At 34.7% G+C, this 15164-nt stretch carries 17 protein-coding genes; 6 read left to right on the top strand and 11 right to left on the bottom strand.

Going from position 1 to position 15164, the window contains the following annotated elements; all coding sequences use genetic code 11:
* Nucleotides 1-102 precede the first annotated feature (102 nt).
* Both KO493_RS11665 and KO493_RS11660 read right to left on the bottom strand, forming a co-directional pair.
* The gene (locus KO493_RS11665) at nucleotides 103-444 is read right to left on the bottom strand and encodes a DUF190 domain-containing protein (RefSeq protein ID WP_216068150.1); all 342 of its coding nucleotides are present in this window, start codon (nucleotides 442-444) and stop codon (nucleotides 103-105) included.
* Nucleotides 422-1744, bottom strand: a complete 1323-nt coding sequence (locus KO493_RS11660; protein WP_216068149.1) for a voltage-gated chloride channel family protein — start codon at nucleotides 1742-1744, stop codon at nucleotides 422-424. Before KO493_RS11660 ends, KO493_RS11665 begins: the two co-directional genes overlap by 23 nt.
* 262 nt (nucleotides 1745-2006) lie before the next feature.
* Here KO493_RS11660 and KO493_RS11655 point away from each other — a divergent pair, with 262 nt between their 5' ends.
* The 3 genes from KO493_RS11655 (at nucleotide 2007) to KO493_RS11645 (ending at nucleotide 3638) form a co-directional block, all read left to right on the top strand.
* On the top strand, nucleotides 2007-2420 hold the full coding sequence (locus KO493_RS11655) for a hypothetical protein (protein ID WP_216068148.1): 414 nt from the start codon (nucleotides 2007-2009) through the stop codon (nucleotides 2418-2420).
* Nucleotides 2421-2437: 17 nt separating this feature from the next.
* Nucleotides 2438-2923 (top strand): hypothetical protein, encoded by a 486-nt coding sequence (locus KO493_RS11650; RefSeq protein ID WP_216068147.1) that lies wholly within the window; start codon nucleotides 2438-2440, stop codon nucleotides 2921-2923.
* A 175-nt stretch (nucleotides 2924-3098) separates the two neighbouring features.
* The gene (locus KO493_RS11645; RefSeq protein ID WP_216068146.1) at nucleotides 3099-3638 is read left to right on the top strand and encodes a dihydrofolate reductase family protein; all 540 of its coding nucleotides are present in this window, start codon (nucleotides 3099-3101) and stop codon (nucleotides 3636-3638) included.
* A 23-nt stretch (nucleotides 3639-3661) separates the two neighbouring features.
* Here KO493_RS11645 and KO493_RS11640 read toward each other — a convergent pair whose 3' ends face one another.
* Nucleotides 3662-4129: a nuclear transport factor 2 family protein gene (locus KO493_RS11640; RefSeq protein WP_216068145.1), complete on the bottom strand. Its 468-nt coding sequence runs from the start codon at nucleotides 4127-4129 to the stop codon at nucleotides 3662-3664.
* Between the two features lie 251 nt (nucleotides 4130-4380).
* Between KO493_RS11640 and KO493_RS11635 the strand changes: the two genes are divergently transcribed.
* Nucleotides 4381-4725 carry a DUF1801 domain-containing protein gene (locus KO493_RS11635; protein WP_216068144.1) on the top strand — a complete coding sequence of 115 codons (345 nt, stop codon included), beginning with the start codon at nucleotides 4381-4383 and terminating at the stop codon, nucleotides 4723-4725.
* A gap of 75 nt (nucleotides 4726-4800) precedes the next feature.
* On the opposite strand, the gene KO493_RS11630 is transcribed toward KO493_RS11635, so the two are convergent.
* The 4 genes from KO493_RS11630 to KO493_RS11615 form a co-directional block, all read right to left on the bottom strand.
* Nucleotides 4801-7047: a TonB-dependent receptor gene (locus KO493_RS11630; protein WP_252723224.1), complete on the bottom strand. Its 2247-nt coding sequence runs from the start codon at nucleotides 7045-7047 to the stop codon at nucleotides 4801-4803.
* Nucleotides 7047-8339, bottom strand: a complete 1293-nt coding sequence (locus KO493_RS11625) for a tetratricopeptide repeat protein (protein ID WP_216068143.1) — start codon at nucleotides 8337-8339, stop codon at nucleotides 7047-7049. The genes KO493_RS11630 and KO493_RS11625 overlap by 1 nt, the downstream gene beginning before the upstream one ends.
* 96 nt (nucleotides 8340-8435) lie before the next feature.
* Nucleotides 8436-8990: a DUF4331 family protein gene (locus KO493_RS11620; RefSeq protein ID WP_216068142.1), complete on the bottom strand. Its 555-nt coding sequence runs from the start codon at nucleotides 8988-8990 to the stop codon at nucleotides 8436-8438.
* A 26-nt stretch (nucleotides 8991-9016) separates the two neighbouring features.
* A complete protein-coding gene (locus KO493_RS11615; RefSeq protein ID WP_216068141.1) occupies nucleotides 9017-9667 on the bottom strand; it encodes a DUF4331 family protein in 651 nt (216 codons plus the stop codon).
* 148 nt (nucleotides 9668-9815) lie between these two features.
* Here KO493_RS11615 and KO493_RS11610 point away from each other — a divergent pair, with 148 nt between their 5' ends.
* Nucleotides 9816-10988 carry an LETM1-related biofilm-associated protein gene (locus tag KO493_RS11610; protein WP_216068140.1) on the top strand — a complete coding sequence of 391 codons (1173 nt, stop codon included), beginning with the start codon at nucleotides 9816-9818 and terminating at the stop codon, nucleotides 10986-10988.
* Between the two features lie 61 nt (nucleotides 10989-11049).
* A complete protein-coding gene (gene lpxD / locus KO493_RS11605; protein ID WP_216068139.1) occupies nucleotides 11050-12042 on the top strand; it encodes a UDP-3-O-(3-hydroxymyristoyl)glucosamine N-acyltransferase in 993 nt (330 codons plus the stop codon).
* A 3-nt stretch (nucleotides 12043-12045) separates the two neighbouring features.
* On the opposite strand, the gene KO493_RS11600 is transcribed toward lpxD, so the two are convergent.
* The 4 genes from KO493_RS11600 to KO493_RS11585 form a co-directional block, all read right to left on the bottom strand.
* Nucleotides 12046-12801, bottom strand: a complete 756-nt coding sequence (locus tag KO493_RS11600; RefSeq protein ID WP_216068138.1) for a LytR/AlgR family response regulator transcription factor — start codon at nucleotides 12799-12801, stop codon at nucleotides 12046-12048.
* A 199-nt stretch (nucleotides 12802-13000) separates the two neighbouring features.
* Nucleotides 13001-13318, bottom strand: coding sequence for a 2TM domain-containing protein (locus tag KO493_RS11595; protein WP_216068137.1), 318 nt, complete (start codon nucleotides 13316-13318; stop codon nucleotides 13001-13003).
* Nucleotides 13319-13323: 5 nt separating this feature from the next.
* Nucleotides 13324-13638 carry a 2TM domain-containing protein gene (locus KO493_RS11590; RefSeq protein ID WP_216068136.1) on the bottom strand — a complete coding sequence of 105 codons (315 nt, stop codon included), beginning with the start codon at nucleotides 13636-13638 and terminating at the stop codon, nucleotides 13324-13326.
* A gap of 174 nt (nucleotides 13639-13812) precedes the next feature.
* A complete protein-coding gene (locus KO493_RS11585) occupies nucleotides 13813-15150 on the bottom strand; it encodes a histidine kinase (RefSeq protein ID WP_216068135.1) in 1338 nt (445 codons plus the stop codon).
* Between the last annotated feature and the right edge of the window lie 14 nt (nucleotides 15151-15164).

The following is a 15164-nucleotide window of genomic DNA, read 5'->3' as shown; positions in this document are numbered from 1 at the left end:
AATAATTTATTGCTAGCTTCTGGCCTACTTACTAACACCTTTAAAGGTATATTTGGGCTTATACTTGCTCTACTAGATACTTAATCAGACATATCTCAAACCCTACCTCAACAAAACTTCATTCTTAACCATCAAAATTTTGGTGTTTTGAAGCAGCACTTTTTCTTCGTCTAAAAAGGCATTAATTTTTTCTTCGGAATCTAGAATTTCAATAAGGTGTGGGTGTTTGCTGTTTCGAATTTCATGTTGGCCCCAATTTACACTTTGATCATTCAAATACCCTTTACTCACATTAAGATGAAGCACTTGGTGCAAACCAAAATCTTTGGCACGTTTCATCAAAACTTCCGAAAAATCCGAACCATATAATTTCTTCCAAAAAGAATTATTTTCAATTTTTTGTCCGAATTCAAAATAAATTCTAACCGTTATCAGATCTTTCATTTTTTGTCCTTTTATTTTTAATTTCGGAGAGATGAAGCCCCTTTTCTCGAATGAAAAAGTTGTTTTTCGGACTCCCGATAATTTGAGATGAATACACCCCAGAATGTCCTGAGAATAAATATGCCGTAGAACAGGCTAAGGCTATAAAAACCCCCGATTCGATACCAAAAAGTTCAATACCCATAACTGTACAAGCGATTGGCGTATTGGTGGCTCCTGCAAAAACGGCTACAAATCCCATACCTGCTAGTAAGCCCATAGGTAAAGGTATAAACCAAATTAAAACATTACCTAAGGCAGCGCCAATAAAAAACAATGGGGTGACTTCTCCCCCTTTAAATCCGGCCCCAAGGGTAAAGGACGTAAATAATAATTTTAAGATAAAGTCGTATGAATTCAGATCAACCTGAAAAGCATCAACAATCGTTGGTATACCTAAACCAATGTATTTGGTAGTACCCATAAAATAAATAACTACCGCTAATATGGCACCTCCAACAACGGGACGTAATGGCGGGTATTTAATAAACTTACCAAAAAGATATCCCCAAAAGTGTGTGGATTTAGAAAAAAGCATGGCTACGAGTCCGAAAATAATCCCTGCCAATAAGCACCAAAGCACATTTACTGGTGTCATTTCGGCAACTGTAGTAATCGTATAATGTGTGTGTGACACATTCCAAATATGACAAAAATAATTTGCAAAAACGGCTGCCAAAAAACTAGGAATAATGGCTTCTAAACGTAATCGCCCTAAAATTAAGACTTCCAACGCGAAAATACCTCCAGCTAAAGGTGTTCCAAAAACGGAAGCAAAACCGGCACTTATTCCAGCAATTAAAAGAATTTTTCGGTCGCGATTAGATAGTTTTAAAATCTTGGTAAACCTATCGGCAATAGCTCCACCAATTTGTACTGCGGTCCCCTCTCGACCTGCCGACCCACCAAATAAATGGGTTACCACTGTACCAAACAATACCAGTGGCGCCATTCTAAACGGAATGATTTTTTTAGGAGAATGAAATTCTTCGAGTAACAGATTGTTCCCTTTTACAACACTATTCCCATATAAATGATACGATAAACCTATAATAAAGCCGCCAATTGGTAGAAGCCAAATGATCCACTGGTTGGACTCTCGATAATCTGTTGCCCACTCTAAACTAATTAAGAAAATCGCCGAAACACCTCCTACAATGACACCAAGTACCAAACAAATTAACACCCATTTAAAAAGGTACACTAGTGAAGGTACTTGCTCTATTGATAATAAAAATTTCTTGATTTCAGATGTAGTCATATAGCCTAAATAAACACTTCTAAATTAGCAATTAACCCTGTCAGAACATGTTTAAGGCTCCCATTGGAACGGTTTAAGGCAGAGCGCAATTCCATAAGTGAATTACAAATATATGTTAAAAAAGTTTTAAAAAGCTAAGTCCAAAACAGCTAGAATTAAGAGACGGCTCATAATATTTAACTATTTTCGTTTTTTGAAAAGCTTTTCGTTCAAATATGAATGGTGTTACCTATGTATAAGTTGTAAACTATTTAAAAAACTGATGAAAAAATATATAATATTACTACTTACATTATCTTATAGTCTATTGTCTTATGGGCAAGATTTGAAAGAAAACGAACTTTTTGGAAAATGGAAAGTATTAAAAATATTGGAAAAAACTTCAAACCCTAATATGGAACCAATAATAAAAGGATTTGAAAATGCCACATTAATTTTTGATACTGATAAAAACTTTGAACTTACAACAACTACTAATTCTGAATTATTCACCATGTTCACTAGTATAACCAAAAATACTAAATGGAAATTCGAATCCAACAAACAACTTATTCATATTGGTAATGAGTCTGATGGATATACTATAATGGGAATCTTTACTAATAAAAATGACAACCAAATCTTATTTCGTATTGAGGAAAGTGAAATTGTTCTTGAAGTCGAAAAAACAAATTAGATAACATTTATAAATTAATGACTGAAAAATCGACAGTAAAGAACTCGGAAAAACCTACAGGAATAGCTGATAATTTAATCACTCAGTTGAAAAGTGGTTTATCTAAAATTGGGGAACTAGGAACTAATACCAAGGGGAAATTTGTTAATTACGTTAAAGATATTTTTGACGTATTACCATTAATAGAAAAAGCAGGATTTAGAACAAATAGACTTATTGTTGGGGTTTCGATTCCACCATCTGTTGAAATACACTTTAGCAGAATAAATGAATTTGATGAAAGTCATATAAATAATTTACTTGAAGAGTATTCTGATAAGAAAATGTTTAAAATGATCTTAAAAGCATTGCTGATGTCTAATGAATTTCAATCGAAACTATCATCTGAGGATTTAATATTTAGTGAAACATGTATTGAGATTTCAATCCCACCTAAAATAAGTATAAAGTACTTAAATAAAAATATTGCCTCTATTGATAAAATTGAATCAGAATTTGAATAACAACAGTTTACAACACTACCTATAAAACATAACCAATTAAGTATTAAACCGAATAGTTTGTGTTTTATTTGCTAAGATCGCCAAGTTTTTAATTTGGCTTTTAAACTGAGAAGTTAAATCAAAATATTAAAATTTGTTGCGCTAGCACCTTGAATCCACCCCCATAAAAAAAATAATGAACAAAAGAAATAGCGTCTTTATAGCGACAAGTTTAGATGGTTATATCGCTGACAAGAACGGCGGAATTGATTGGTTACATGCTATACCTAATCCAGATTTTGATGATATGGGATATGTCGAATTCAGCAATAAAATTGATGCTCTTGTTATGGGCAGAACCACTTTTGAAACCGTACTCGGGTTTGATGTTGATTGGCCATACAACAAACCAGTCTTTGTTTTGAGTAACACATTAAAAGAAATACCCAAAAGTCATAAAGAAAAGGCCTTTTTAATCAAGGGCACTTTGTTCGAAATTTTGGACCAAATTCACGAAATGGGCTTTTACAAGCTATATATTGACGGTGGTACTACAATAAGAAATTTTCTAAAAGAGGATTTAATTGACGACATGGTACTAACAACAATCCCTATTTTATTGGGTGGAGGTTCCTCTTTGTTTTCTGAACTTCCAAATGAAATCAAATTTGAACTTATTGGAGCAAAAACATATTTGAACCAAATTACACAGAATCATTATAAACGAAAAAGGTAATGCGCTCCAAATGCTTGGCGTGGTTATTTTTTAGCTATGAAATGGTCTAACTTTTGGTTGGTAGTTTTCTGAATTTTATTTTTCATAAAAGGTGTCCACCCCATAAGATAACCAACAGGCCCCAGTGCTTGTTGCGTCCATTTCCATAGATTAAAAGAATCTATATGTTCAATAATTTTACCTTCTTTGAATTTGAAGTTCACTTTAATGTTATTGATTACTTTTCTCTTTTTAGCGCCATAAAAATACTCAGCTTTCCAATTAGCACTACCATTTTCCAAAGTCGCTTCAATGTTATTGAAGCTAATTTTTGCAGGCTCAGCTTTTCCTGAAAGTAACATTTCCCACATTTTACAGGCACGATTTCCTTGTAATGTTCCAAAAACTTCATCTCGAAATATCACATCATCATGATAACATGATGCCATTCCCTTGGCGTTTCCATCAGCAAAAGAAGTGTAAAACTTTTCTATTAATTCTCTATTAGTCATGAATGTATTTTATGAAATCCGATAATGATACGCAACATGTTCATTTAAGATTTTGTTGTTAATTCAGCTACTAATTTAGCAAATTCAAACTGCATATAAAATTAGTTTGAAGTTTAGTGAGTACGCGTTTATTAAAGCGATATAAAACTCAAATAATAAGATTTCAATAAACTATAATTAATACTAAAACCACATTTGCTAAGTTAGTACCTTAGCAAGACCATTACCCTATACTAAAACTATCAACCACCATGCACAACAACACATTCTATTTCAAAAAAGAAGAACCTATTAAAAGTTGTGTTCTGGCCATGCGCGATATTTTGCTTCAATTTGATGAAAGCATCACCGAAACCACAAAATACGGCATGCCTTGTTTTTGTTATAAGGGCAAAATGTTCTGCTATATTTGGACCGATAAAAAAACTTTGGAACCTTATTATTTAATTGTTGAAGGCAATCGTATTGAGCATCCACAATTAGAAACAGGAAATCGTTCGCGAATGAAAATCTTCAGAATAAATCCTCATGAAGATTTACCAATTGATACCATTAACACCATTTTAAACTTGGCGTTAGATTTATATAACCATTAAAAAAATAAGCGCCCAATGCATTAAAACTGAACGCCTATAAACTTGACGTAAAACCTAAAAGTCAAGATGAATTCATTAAAATCGGTACGAAATTGTTCCTTTAGCAAAAAACGGAGTACCTGGTGTAAAATGTATTTCAGTCACGGGTTGTGGTTCGTTTTGCAATCGAGATTCTGTTGCAAACTGAGTTTCATTCCATTCGGTATCAAACAAGTTCTCAATAGCAACACCTAGAGTAACTTGACCTATAGTGTAATTCAAATTAAAATCTGCAACAAAATAGCCTTCAGCAATAATACTATTATCTTCATTCGCTGGCCTATCATCAATAAAACGGTAACGCAATCCGCCTGAAAAACCGTTCCAATTATTAAGAGCTAAACCTCCTGTTGAGGTAAAACTTGGCGCTAACGGAATATAATCATTACCCTTAGGCGCTTCAACACGCCTTGCTTTTGTTAAAGTGGCATCGGTATCAAAAAACAACCAATCATTTAGCTGATAACGCAGTCCTAAATCTAATCCGAAACGCTCTGTTTGTCCACTAGGCTCTACAATTCCTGCATCCCCCACGTAAACGAATTCTTGTTCTAAAAACAAATACCATAGCGCCGTGTTAAGAACTAATTGAGGTGTTGGTTTCCAAATATTCCCAACATCTACACCATAAGCACGAGGTAAAATATCATCAATTTGATTATCTAATACCACACGGGCATCGTTTGAGTGAAACCCTATCCCCGACTTCACGTACAGTTCTAAATTATCTTTCGCAGCATAGAAAAAATTCAGTTTTGGAGACACAATTGTTTTTGTTTGTGCTAGCGTTTCATAAGCGGTTTGAAGTTTATCATTATACATGAACTTAAAATAATCCAATCTCAACCCCGGAGCAACGGTAAATTTCCCGAATTCAAAATCTGCATTAGCAAATCCATTAATATTAGTTTGATTAATATCTCCTAGTTGTACATATTCTAAAGTTGTTGTTCTATTCAACGTTTTAGATAATTCGGTATCGTTGGTGATATCCTGTCTAAAACCTAATCCAGATGTTAATTTCACTTCAGCATCGCCCAAGCTCATATCGTGAGTTAACATACTATTTAAACCAAAAATATCACGGTTTTCTTTTTGTTTAATTTGATCGCCATGAATTGGATCTTCAAGAAAAAACGTAAAGTTTGAGTACAATTCAAATTGATTTTTCACATAAAAAGCATTGGTTTTTAATAACGATTTCTCGGAAACTTGCTTGGTGTACTCCACATTCAAATTAGTACGCTGGGTGTTCCCTCCTTCGGTATCGTCAATAGCGCCAAAACGGGTAATATTCCCATTATCTACCTCACGTTGCGGAATTTGTCCTGAAGCATCCCAACGGCTTGTAAAGTGAGAAACTGTTAAAGATAATTTATCATTTTCAGGAGAAAACATGACGTATTTACCAAACATATTCAACCTGTTAAAATTTTGAGGCGATTCAAAAGGACCATCTGTCGCAATATATTCTACGGCTGCGTAGGCGTTTTGGTTTGGCGTGTTTTCCAACAAATCAAAAAGCCCTAAGGTTCTCAAGGTATTAAATTGACCAACCGATAGCGCTACGGTGCTCTCCCCTAAATAATCTTTAGTTGAGAAATCGATATATCCCGCCGTATCAAAATCGCCTTTATTGGCATAATAAGGGCCCTTGCCAAAATCGATATTGTTTACCGTTTCTGGAATGATAAAATGTAAATCACTGTATCCCTGACCATGCGCATGAGACACCATATTCACTGGCATACCATCCACATTAATGGCCACATCGGTACCATGATCGATATCGAATCCTCTTAAAAAAATTTGCTCTGCTTTTCCGCCTCCGGCATGTTGTCCTATAATTAACCCCGGTACTTTTCTTAAAATTTCTTGAGATGAATTTACCGGTGTGGTGCTTAAATCTAATCTCGCGATTGTATGTAACGGATTTAACGTTTCACGAATAACCAATTCCTCCAGTTGAAAGGTCTTTTCCTTTAAAACCACAGCTAACTTCGATTCAAAATTAGAGTCTTCTAAAACCAAAAATTGATTTTCGTAGCCCAGTAATCCTAATTTTAGAGAATCTCCAACTTTACTATTTTCTAATGTAAACAAACCGTTTTCTGAAGAATGGGCATGTGTCTTTGAGTTTAAATTATAAACATAAACAGCTTCTAAAGGTTGATTCGCCTGATTAAATACAACCCCTTTAAGATCTTGCGCATGTAAATTATTTACAATCAAACACAGGATTAAAAAAGAAAACTGACTGATGTAATTCATATTCCTACTCATTAAATTAAGTTTATTTGTGCCTCTGCTAATGGCCCTAGTTCAAAGATGCTTTCAAGTAAATTTTTTTTCATTTTTTGAGCAACCTTAACTTTTCCGTTAGCCTTATAAATCGCCGACAAATGTAATAAAACATCAGGTTCTGAAGTTTTACCCACGACATGTTTCTCTGCAATTTTTAGAGCTTTTTTGTAGTTCCCTGATTTAAAATAGGTCCAGGCCAATAAATCGTAAGATGCTGGCGTAGGTCGGTTTTCAACTTCTTCCAAAGAAATTTTTAAAGCCTTAGCCGTTTTCTTTTCATTTTCAGCATATATTAAAGCCTTATATTTATTGTACATGGCACCATATTTAGGGCTATCTATGGCCATAGTATATAAATTGAGATTATTCATCTTAGCCTCCAAATCACCTTGAAATTCGGCAATCTCAGACTTCAACAAGTAAATATCTGGCGACTTATAACCTTCTGAAATATGATTTAAAATACGAAGCGCTTCATTCGGATTTTTTTCATAAGCATACACAATCCACGCAATACCTTTTTTCGCATAAGCATCATTTGGGTCTATTTCTAAGGCCTTTAAATAATAATTATACGATGTTTCTATTTCACCTGCATGACCATAATAATCGGCCAAATTGGTGTAAACCCATTGCTTTTTACTAGGTAGGTTTGATAAATCTGCAATCACTTTAGCTTTTTCAAGGTATTTTATAGCAGCATCTAAATCGCCTCTATGGTCGGACCATTTTGATAGGCGTATGAGGTAATCGAAATCTCCATCTTTTCTAATTTTTTCTAAATACGCTTTCGCGGAATCGTAATCCCCTAATTCTAAATAGACATCGAAAAGCATTTTTTCTGTACCCTTCAAGCCTTCACCATTGGCTTCTGCTTTTTTTAATAAATCTAATGCAGCTTTAAATTTATGTTGAGACATATAGTTTCTGGCCAACGCTTTTAAGTATCCAGATATTTCGTAGTCTGTTGATTTATTAACTTCTATTAAATAGTTTTCAGCTTCAATTAAAGCATCGATACGGCCTGTGCTATTAAAAATTTGCGTTTGAGAAGCCGCTGCCTTGGCTAAATAAGGAAACTGATTAGGTGTTTCTTGCAGTTTTTCATTCCAAAAATTAAAATCGGCCAGTGCTAATTCTAGTTTTTCGTTCTTGGTAATTTCTAAAGTAGCATTGTAATCTTTCGTACTGGTTATTTGTTTTGATGTTTTGGTACAACTAACTTGAAGTACCAATAAACAAACAAATGCTATATATTTAAAAGGTTTCATAATGTTTGAGTTTTTTTAGGTTTTTTTTGAGTTTAAAAATCTCCAGGAGAAAGGCATGTGCCTTAACCCCGGAGAGAGAGGTTGAGAGAGAACCGCTTAATGTGGTGATGCTAAGTAAGGAAATGAGGTCAAAAAGGCTTTATCATTCGCATCAACGTTATCGTTAGATAAGCCTGGGTTTTCAGTGAAATCTTCACCACCAAAAATCAGTAATAATTCTACCGTAATCACGTCGTCTGCTAAGGCACGCCCTGTTAAAACGTTAGTACCATCGTAAAAAGTTGTGGTACCATCTAAGGAGACATTTAGCACATCGGTAGCTAATAATCCTGTAAATGCAGCAGCATCTTGCCCTAAAGCATTCATATCACCTGCATTTGCAAATGCTGGACTTAAAGCCATTAAATTGGTTTGAAATTTACTTTGAAAGGCCGCATCTTGATTTGAAGGTACCGTAACGTTAAAGGCGTCTTTATCGGCAGAAGCCACAAAAACCGTGTTTACTGCTGGCCTCCCCATTTGATCTTCTTGCATGTAAATTCCAGAAAAATCAGGACTTGTTATTATAACTTGATTATCGTCGTCGTTAGAACAGTTAAATGCTACTAATGAAACGGCTAGCATAACTAATATTTTATTTAAAGTTTTCATTTGATTCTATTTTTAAGTTGTTGTTATTATTTACTTTTAGATTCTACCCAAGTATTGATGGTTCCTGAAGTACCAATCATAGATTTTGGGACCTCTACCACAACAGACATCACGTTAGTCCCTTTAAAAGTATCTGCTCCAGGCATGTTGAAACTCCCGGCATTACCAGCAATGATTTCTGAATACTGAGCGAAATCCATAAAAAACGGATCATCACGTGGCCCTGCAAAAAATTTCATACCGCCGTAAGATGCTATTTTCGGGCTATCGCCATAAGTTGAAATATCTACTACCCCACCTACTATAGCATCAGATTGAATAGTACTTTCTAAACCGGTTTGAGAAGGTACTACAGGCCCAAAGAAGTACATTTTACCATCTCTAGGAATGGCCTGAATTACTAAATCTTCCATGTTGTCTTGATCGGTATCGATATTAAATTCCACCAATACATTTTCATCAAATAATGCTGCTCCTGTAGCCTCCGGACTTAATAAACCTTGCAGGTTCGCTACAAAAACTAAATGATCTGTGTTTTCGCCTTGAAAGGCATAAAAATCGGTAATATCACTATTACCACCTTGTACTGCAGGCGCGTCGATGTGATCGGCTGCAACAATGAAGAAAGCCGCTAATGCGATCACTCCAATTCCTAATACTGCTTTAAAATTTTTCATAATGTTTGAGATTTTTTTTTAAGTTATTTTTTGACTCTCACCCATACCTACGGAAAAAAGAAAATAGCGGTTTTGTTAAAGTTTTGTTAAAGGAATTATTCGCAATTTCATAGTTGAAAACATTACTTTTGTACCATAATCCATATTTATGAATCCATCGGCTGCAGGCTGGATAAACAAGCTGCTTAAAGAACTTTATAACTTCAACCTCTTTTTAAAATACAGTGAGGAAGATTTTTATTTTACGCTAAGACAATGTGGATTTATATATGGTAACAACCTAGATGTTGTTGCACAGAGCCTACCAAAAAGAGATCTTACCGAAGAAGAAATATGCAAAACCAACCTGGTTTTAGCCTTGTTATATGCACATGAGAACTCAAAAAGCAAAGTGCCTTTTAGTGAAAGCGTTATCAATTTTTATACAAACATAAACGAAATTAAAACCTCGCTTTTCCAGGATATTTTGGGTGGAAAAAAGTCTAGCGAACAACTTGAAAAAATTATACAAAAGCGCATACACATCGATGATAATATTTTAACCAAAAATTTCAGTTATTTCATTATAAATGCTTTGTTGTATGTTGATGTTTTAGCCTATACCGAATATTTAAGAGAAGAAAACATCTCCTCTGCATACTTAAAAAACATTGAATCGTCCATTGTCTCGATTACTTTAGGGGTATTAAATTCGAAGGAAGTAAAAAACCATTATGACGTGAGTTTAATCAAACTTTTTGAATCCTCTTTAAGATATCATGATCACAGCCACATTGACTATAACAAGGCTTTAACACACTTAAAAAAACCTTTCGAAAAGCAATATCTTTTAGACTTGGCTTGCATGGCGACTTGGGGAGACCAAATGATAGATGCCGATGAACATCAGTTTTTAGAAAAATTAGGACTTGATATGGGTTTAAGTCTTTCAGCCATCCATCAATCTATAAAATCGGTAAATTATTTTTATACCGTTAACGCCAAAAACATAGCGCTTTTAAGTTCATCGAATATGGTAAAAACCTTTTACAACAATTCTAGTAAAATGGTTTTTAAACTGATTACAAGAAACAGTAAACGTTTGTACGCTGAGATAAAAGAAAGTAAAGAACTTATGGTGCTAATATCACAATCTACAAAGCGTGAATTAACCAAAGCAGAGCAAAAGAAGGTGCAAGAACAGCTGTTGGATATTTTTAAATCCATTCCCAGTTTGGCTATATTTTTACTACCAGGAGGCGCCATTTTACTACCATTAGTAATAAAATTTATCCCCAATTTGTTACCGTCTGCTTTTGATGAAAATAGGATTGATGACTAAATAAAAGGATTATTGTTATTTTTCTATTAGCTTTACCGTCACAACTAAAACTAAACACCCCATGGCTTCATATACAATACAAGAAATTAATGCTATTTTAAAAGGTGAATTAATAGGTGATACCGATGTACTTATTGAGGGTCCTGAACAATTAAAAAACGCGAAAAGCAATCATATTACTTTTATTGGAAGTGCTAAATACACCAAACTTTGGGAAACCACTCAAGCCTGTGCAGCGCTAATTAACAACAACTTACACATTGAGCCAGGAGAAAACAAAGCTTTAATTAAAGTGCCTAACGCCGATTTGGCCATGGCCAGCATTTTAGAAATGTTTAGTCCGCCAGCTCCAGAGTTTGAAGTTGAAATGCACCCAACTGCTGTAATACATGAAACCGTTAAAATTGGTTCCGATTGTAAAATTGGTGCGAATTGTTATATTGGTCCGAATGTGGTTTTAGGCGATGGTGTAACCTTATACCCTAACGTTTGTGTTTATGACGAAACGATTATTGGAGACCATACCACGGTTTGGTCTGGAACCATTATTAGAGAGCGTTGTATTATTGGAAGCCATTGTATTTTCCATACCAATGTGAGTATTGGTGCCGACGGATTTGGTTACCGCCCAAGCGATGATGGTCGTGGACTGGTTAAAATCCCGCAAATAGGAAACGTAATTATTGGACATTATGTAGAAATTGGTGCAAACTCCTGTGTGGATCGAGCTAAATTTAGTTCGACCATTATTGGCGATGGTTGTAAAATTGACAACCTGGTACAAATTGCCCACAACAGTGTTATGGGACGCTCTTGTATTATGGCTGGACACAGTGGATTAGCTGGCTCTGTAACTTTAGGTGATGGTGTTATTATTGGCGGAAGTGCTTCAATTAAAGACCATACCACCATTGAATCTGGCGCTACTGTAGGTGCAGGATCTGGAGTTATTGGAGATATTAAAGCAGGACAAACCGTATTGGGTTACCCTGCTCAAGATTCTAGAGAAATGCTAAAACAGTGGGTTGCCTTAAAACGCTTGACTAGAAAATAAAAATTACTCCAACCAGGCTTTAAAATCTTTTACACGCTCGCGAGCAACGATAACGTCTTGTTCGGTATAGCTGTTTAATTTTATTTGCAAACGGGAATTGGTATAACTTACCATATCTTTTATCGCGTTAATATTTACATAGAATTTACGATTTATTCGAAAGAAGGTTTCGGGTTCCAGTTCATTTTCCAGGAAATCTAAAGTGGCGTCTAATAAATAGTTTCGCCCTTCGGAAGTATGAATGTAGGTCCCTTTATTTTCGCTGTATACACATTCGATATCTTCAATATTAATGAGTTTTAAATGCTGACCAACTTTTACCGAAAAGCGTTTTTTATATGCACGATCTATAGGATTTACCAATAGCTTTTTAATATCCTCAAAATCTAAAGTCACTCTTTGAGTTTGTGGTGCACGTGCTTTGAATTTTTCAACTGCTGTAGCTAGCTCGTCTTCGTCTATGGGTTTTAGCAAATAATCAATGCTGTTTAATTTGAAGGCTTTAAGCGCATATTCATCGTAAGCTGTAGTAAAAATGATGGCCGACTTCACTTCTATGGCTTCAAAAATCTCGAATGAGAGTCCGTCGCTAAGTTGAATGTCTAAAAATATTAAATCGGGATGGGTGTTGGTTTTAAACCAGTTTATAGATTCTTCAACCGAATGCAGCATAACTTCGGTTTCGAGGTTTAAAGTGGTTAGCATCCGTTGTAAACGTCTTGCTGATGGTTTTTCGTCTTCTATAATTATGACATTCATTTTTTTAAATCTATAAGTTTAATTAGAAACGGGCTTTGCGTTAGGGATTGCAGTGGAAATCCTTTTTTTATTTGTGAACTTGCTTTTATTTTGAGACTTTCAACAACCTTTTAAAGTCGAAAAAAACCTTGAATTCACCTAAAAAAAGATTGCAACGGAAAGCCCGACCCTTGTGGTAACGCCCAAAATATTAGTGGTTTTATTCCCAACGTGAGGTTTGATTTTCCGAATCCATAAATTTGCGCAGTTTTTCGTCTTCCCAGTGTTTCTTGAAAAATAATCGGCCTTTAAACACATTCCAAGCATGATAGGAGATGAATACCGTCCAAGCGACTAAAATACAAATATCAAACCATTGAAAAAATGGCTTGTATGGGCCTGCCATAATGTATAAATTATAACACAGTAACAGCACGACAATAAAATACCCTACTAAATGAATGTAGAATATCTTAAGATTTTTTACTTTTTTCTTTGCTTCGATAAAAAGCTGTTGTTTATTTTTTTCTGATTCCATAGCCATTAATATTTTCCTTGTTCCTTATCCATAAACTCCTTTATTTTTCGCGCTTCCCAGGCTTTTCCAAAAGTTACATTTTTAACAAATACGCACAACGCATGAAATGCCAAACCGATACCCCAGAAAACTGGTGTTGCAAAGGTGCCAAAGTTCCAGAAATGACCACCATTAGCAACGATCATACCTACGATAAACACATTCACGGCGACATACCAGAAGGCATGCCAATAGAAACCTTTGAGTTCTTTTAAGCGCTTTTCGGCTCTTAAATACGCTTCTTCTTTTTGATAATTTTCGTGATTATAATTTGATTCCATGATGTTATATTTTATTTTAATTTAACTGTATACTGTCGTGTTTTTAATTTGAATTATTTTTTGTTCAGATGAGATAGAAAATTCGAGCATAGCATGAGCTACGGTTTTATTTTATATTCAAATATGAGCGAAAAAGAAACAAATTATATGCGTCAATAAATGGTTAAAATGGTATTAGTTCCATTTGCTTTTTTCTTCTTTCATAAATTGTTCAAGTTTGCGTTTTTCCCAGTTTCGGCCAAAGGCACCGTCGTCTACAAAAACACGGAAGGCTTGAATTACGAGGCCTAAGCCCCAGCCAAACATGGGAAACCAAAACCATTGGAAGCCCCAAAAGGTTTTATAGTTTACAAAAATTAAAAAGGGAATGACCACGCAATAGGATGCTAGGCTGTAATAAAAGCCCTTTAATTCTTCTACGTGCTTGCGTGCGCGTACGTAACTATCGTCTAAATGTGTATGTGATGTTGTTCTCATTACTGATATTTTTTTAGTAAGCATAGGTATTGCCACGGCAAAACGCTTTGCTTCTTTGATTATATTTACTTTTCTATTGGTGAGTAAATTGTAGCGTTGATTAATATTATTTAAACCAACCCCACTACTCTTTTTTACAATTTGTTTGGGCTGAAAATTATTTTCAACCACTAAATTATTTTGATCTTCGTATATGGTGATGTGCAATGGCTTACTTGAAGTTACCATATTATGCTTTACGGCATTTTCTAATAAAAGCTGTAAAGATAGCGGCACGACTTTACTTTCAGGGTTAGAGGCTTGCTCTGGCATCGTAAAAACGATACTGTCTTCAAAACGCATTTTAAGTAAGGACATGTAGGTGTTTGCGAATTTTAATTCTTCATCTACCGTAACTAACTCTTTACTTTTTTGTTCTAAAACATAGCGGTACACTTTTGATAATCCTGTTGTAAACTTTTGTGCGTTTTTAGGGTTTTCTTCAATTAAACTGGTTAATACATTTAAACTGTTAAATAAAAAATGCGGGTCTAATTGATTTTTTAAAGCGTCAAACTTAGCACTGGCGGTCCCTGCAATAACTTTTTGCTCTTTTAGCTTGTTTTGCTGATACCTATTGTAGTAATAAATAACATGAAATATAGCTACAATGGTAAGCGTAATCCAGAGTCCGAATTGATAATATTCAATCTTCTCACGACTTAAGAAAGTATTAAAGTCCATGTCATAATAAACCATTGCCAAGGCTGAACGTAAGACAAACAACCCTACTAATGTGATGACTAATGACCCTACTACACCAATTATAATGCGTTTGACATAGGCCTTTTTATTCCAATTTAAACCATTCAAATACTTAAAGAAATACATATTTGAATACCCTAACACGAAACCATATAATTGATAAAACACAAAATCTAAGAGGAGTGTGTTTGTATTACTCGCTTCAAATCCACCGTTAATTAAAGTCCCTATTACAAAGGCAATACAGGCTACAACAAATAATATGATGCTATTTTTAGCAGATTTTGACATAAGGCTTTTGAAAG

Source organism: Pseudotamlana agarivorans (genome assembly GCF_018860245.1).
Classification (GTDB): domain Bacteria; phylum Bacteroidota; class Bacteroidia; order Flavobacteriales; family Flavobacteriaceae; genus Pseudotamlana; species Pseudotamlana agarivorans_A.
The sequence above is the reverse complement of the archived record's forward strand: the minus strand, read 5'-3'. Positions and strand labels throughout refer to the sequence as shown.

What these genes read in the sequence shown, in the direction of transcription:
- KO493_RS11665 (WP_216068150.1), bottom strand. Translation starts at nt 444, where the DNA reads ATGAAAGATCTGATAACGGTTAGAATTTATTTTGAATTCGGACAAAAA.
- KO493_RS11660 (WP_216068149.1), bottom strand. Translation starts at nt 1,744, where the DNA reads ATGACTACATCTGAAATCAAGAAATTTTTATTATCAATAGAGCAAGTA.
- KO493_RS11655 (WP_216068148.1), top strand. Translation starts at nt 2,007, where the DNA reads ATGAAAAAATATATAATATTACTACTTACATTATCTTATAGTCTATTG.
- KO493_RS11650 (WP_216068147.1), top strand. Translation starts at nt 2,438, where the DNA reads ATGACTGAAAAATCGACAGTAAAGAACTCGGAAAAACCTACAGGAATA.
- KO493_RS11645 (WP_216068146.1), top strand. Translation starts at nt 3,099, where the DNA reads ATGAACAAAAGAAATAGCGTCTTTATAGCGACAAGTTTAGATGGTTAT.
- KO493_RS11640 (WP_216068145.1), bottom strand. Translation starts at nt 4,129, where the DNA reads ATGACTAATAGAGAATTAATAGAAAAGTTTTACACTTCTTTTGCTGAT.
- KO493_RS11635 (WP_216068144.1), top strand. Translation starts at nt 4,381, where the DNA reads ATGCACAACAACACATTCTATTTCAAAAAAGAAGAACCTATTAAAAGT.
- KO493_RS11630 (WP_252723224.1), bottom strand. Translation starts at nt 7,047, where the DNA reads ATGAGTAGGAATATGAATTACATCAGTCAGTTTTCTTTTTTAATCCTG.
- KO493_RS11625 (WP_216068143.1), bottom strand. Translation starts at nt 8,339, where the DNA reads ATGAAACCTTTTAAATATATAGCATTTGTTTGTTTATTGGTACTTCAA.
- KO493_RS11620 (WP_216068142.1), bottom strand. Translation starts at nt 8,990, where the DNA reads ATGAAAACTTTAAATAAAATATTAGTTATGCTAGCCGTTTCATTAGTA.
- KO493_RS11615 (WP_216068141.1), bottom strand. Translation starts at nt 9,667, where the DNA reads ATGAAAAATTTTAAAGCAGTATTAGGAATTGGAGTGATCGCATTAGCG.
- KO493_RS11610 (WP_216068140.1), top strand. Translation starts at nt 9,816, where the DNA reads ATGAATCCATCGGCTGCAGGCTGGATAAACAAGCTGCTTAAAGAACTT.
- lpxD (WP_216068139.1), top strand. Translation starts at nt 11,050, where the DNA reads ATGGCTTCATATACAATACAAGAAATTAATGCTATTTTAAAAGGTGAA.
- KO493_RS11600 (WP_216068138.1), bottom strand. Translation starts at nt 12,801, where the DNA reads ATGAATGTCATAATTATAGAAGACGAAAAACCATCAGCAAGACGTTTA.
- KO493_RS11595 (WP_216068137.1), bottom strand. Translation starts at nt 13,318, where the DNA reads ATGGAATCAGAAAAAAATAAACAACAGCTTTTTATCGAAGCAAAGAAA.
- KO493_RS11590 (WP_216068136.1), bottom strand. Translation starts at nt 13,638, where the DNA reads ATGGAATCAAATTATAATCACGAAAATTATCAAAAAGAAGAAGCGTAT.
- KO493_RS11585 (WP_216068135.1), bottom strand. Translation starts at nt 15,150, where the DNA reads ATGTCAAAATCTGCTAAAAATAGCATCATATTATTTGTTGTAGCCTGT.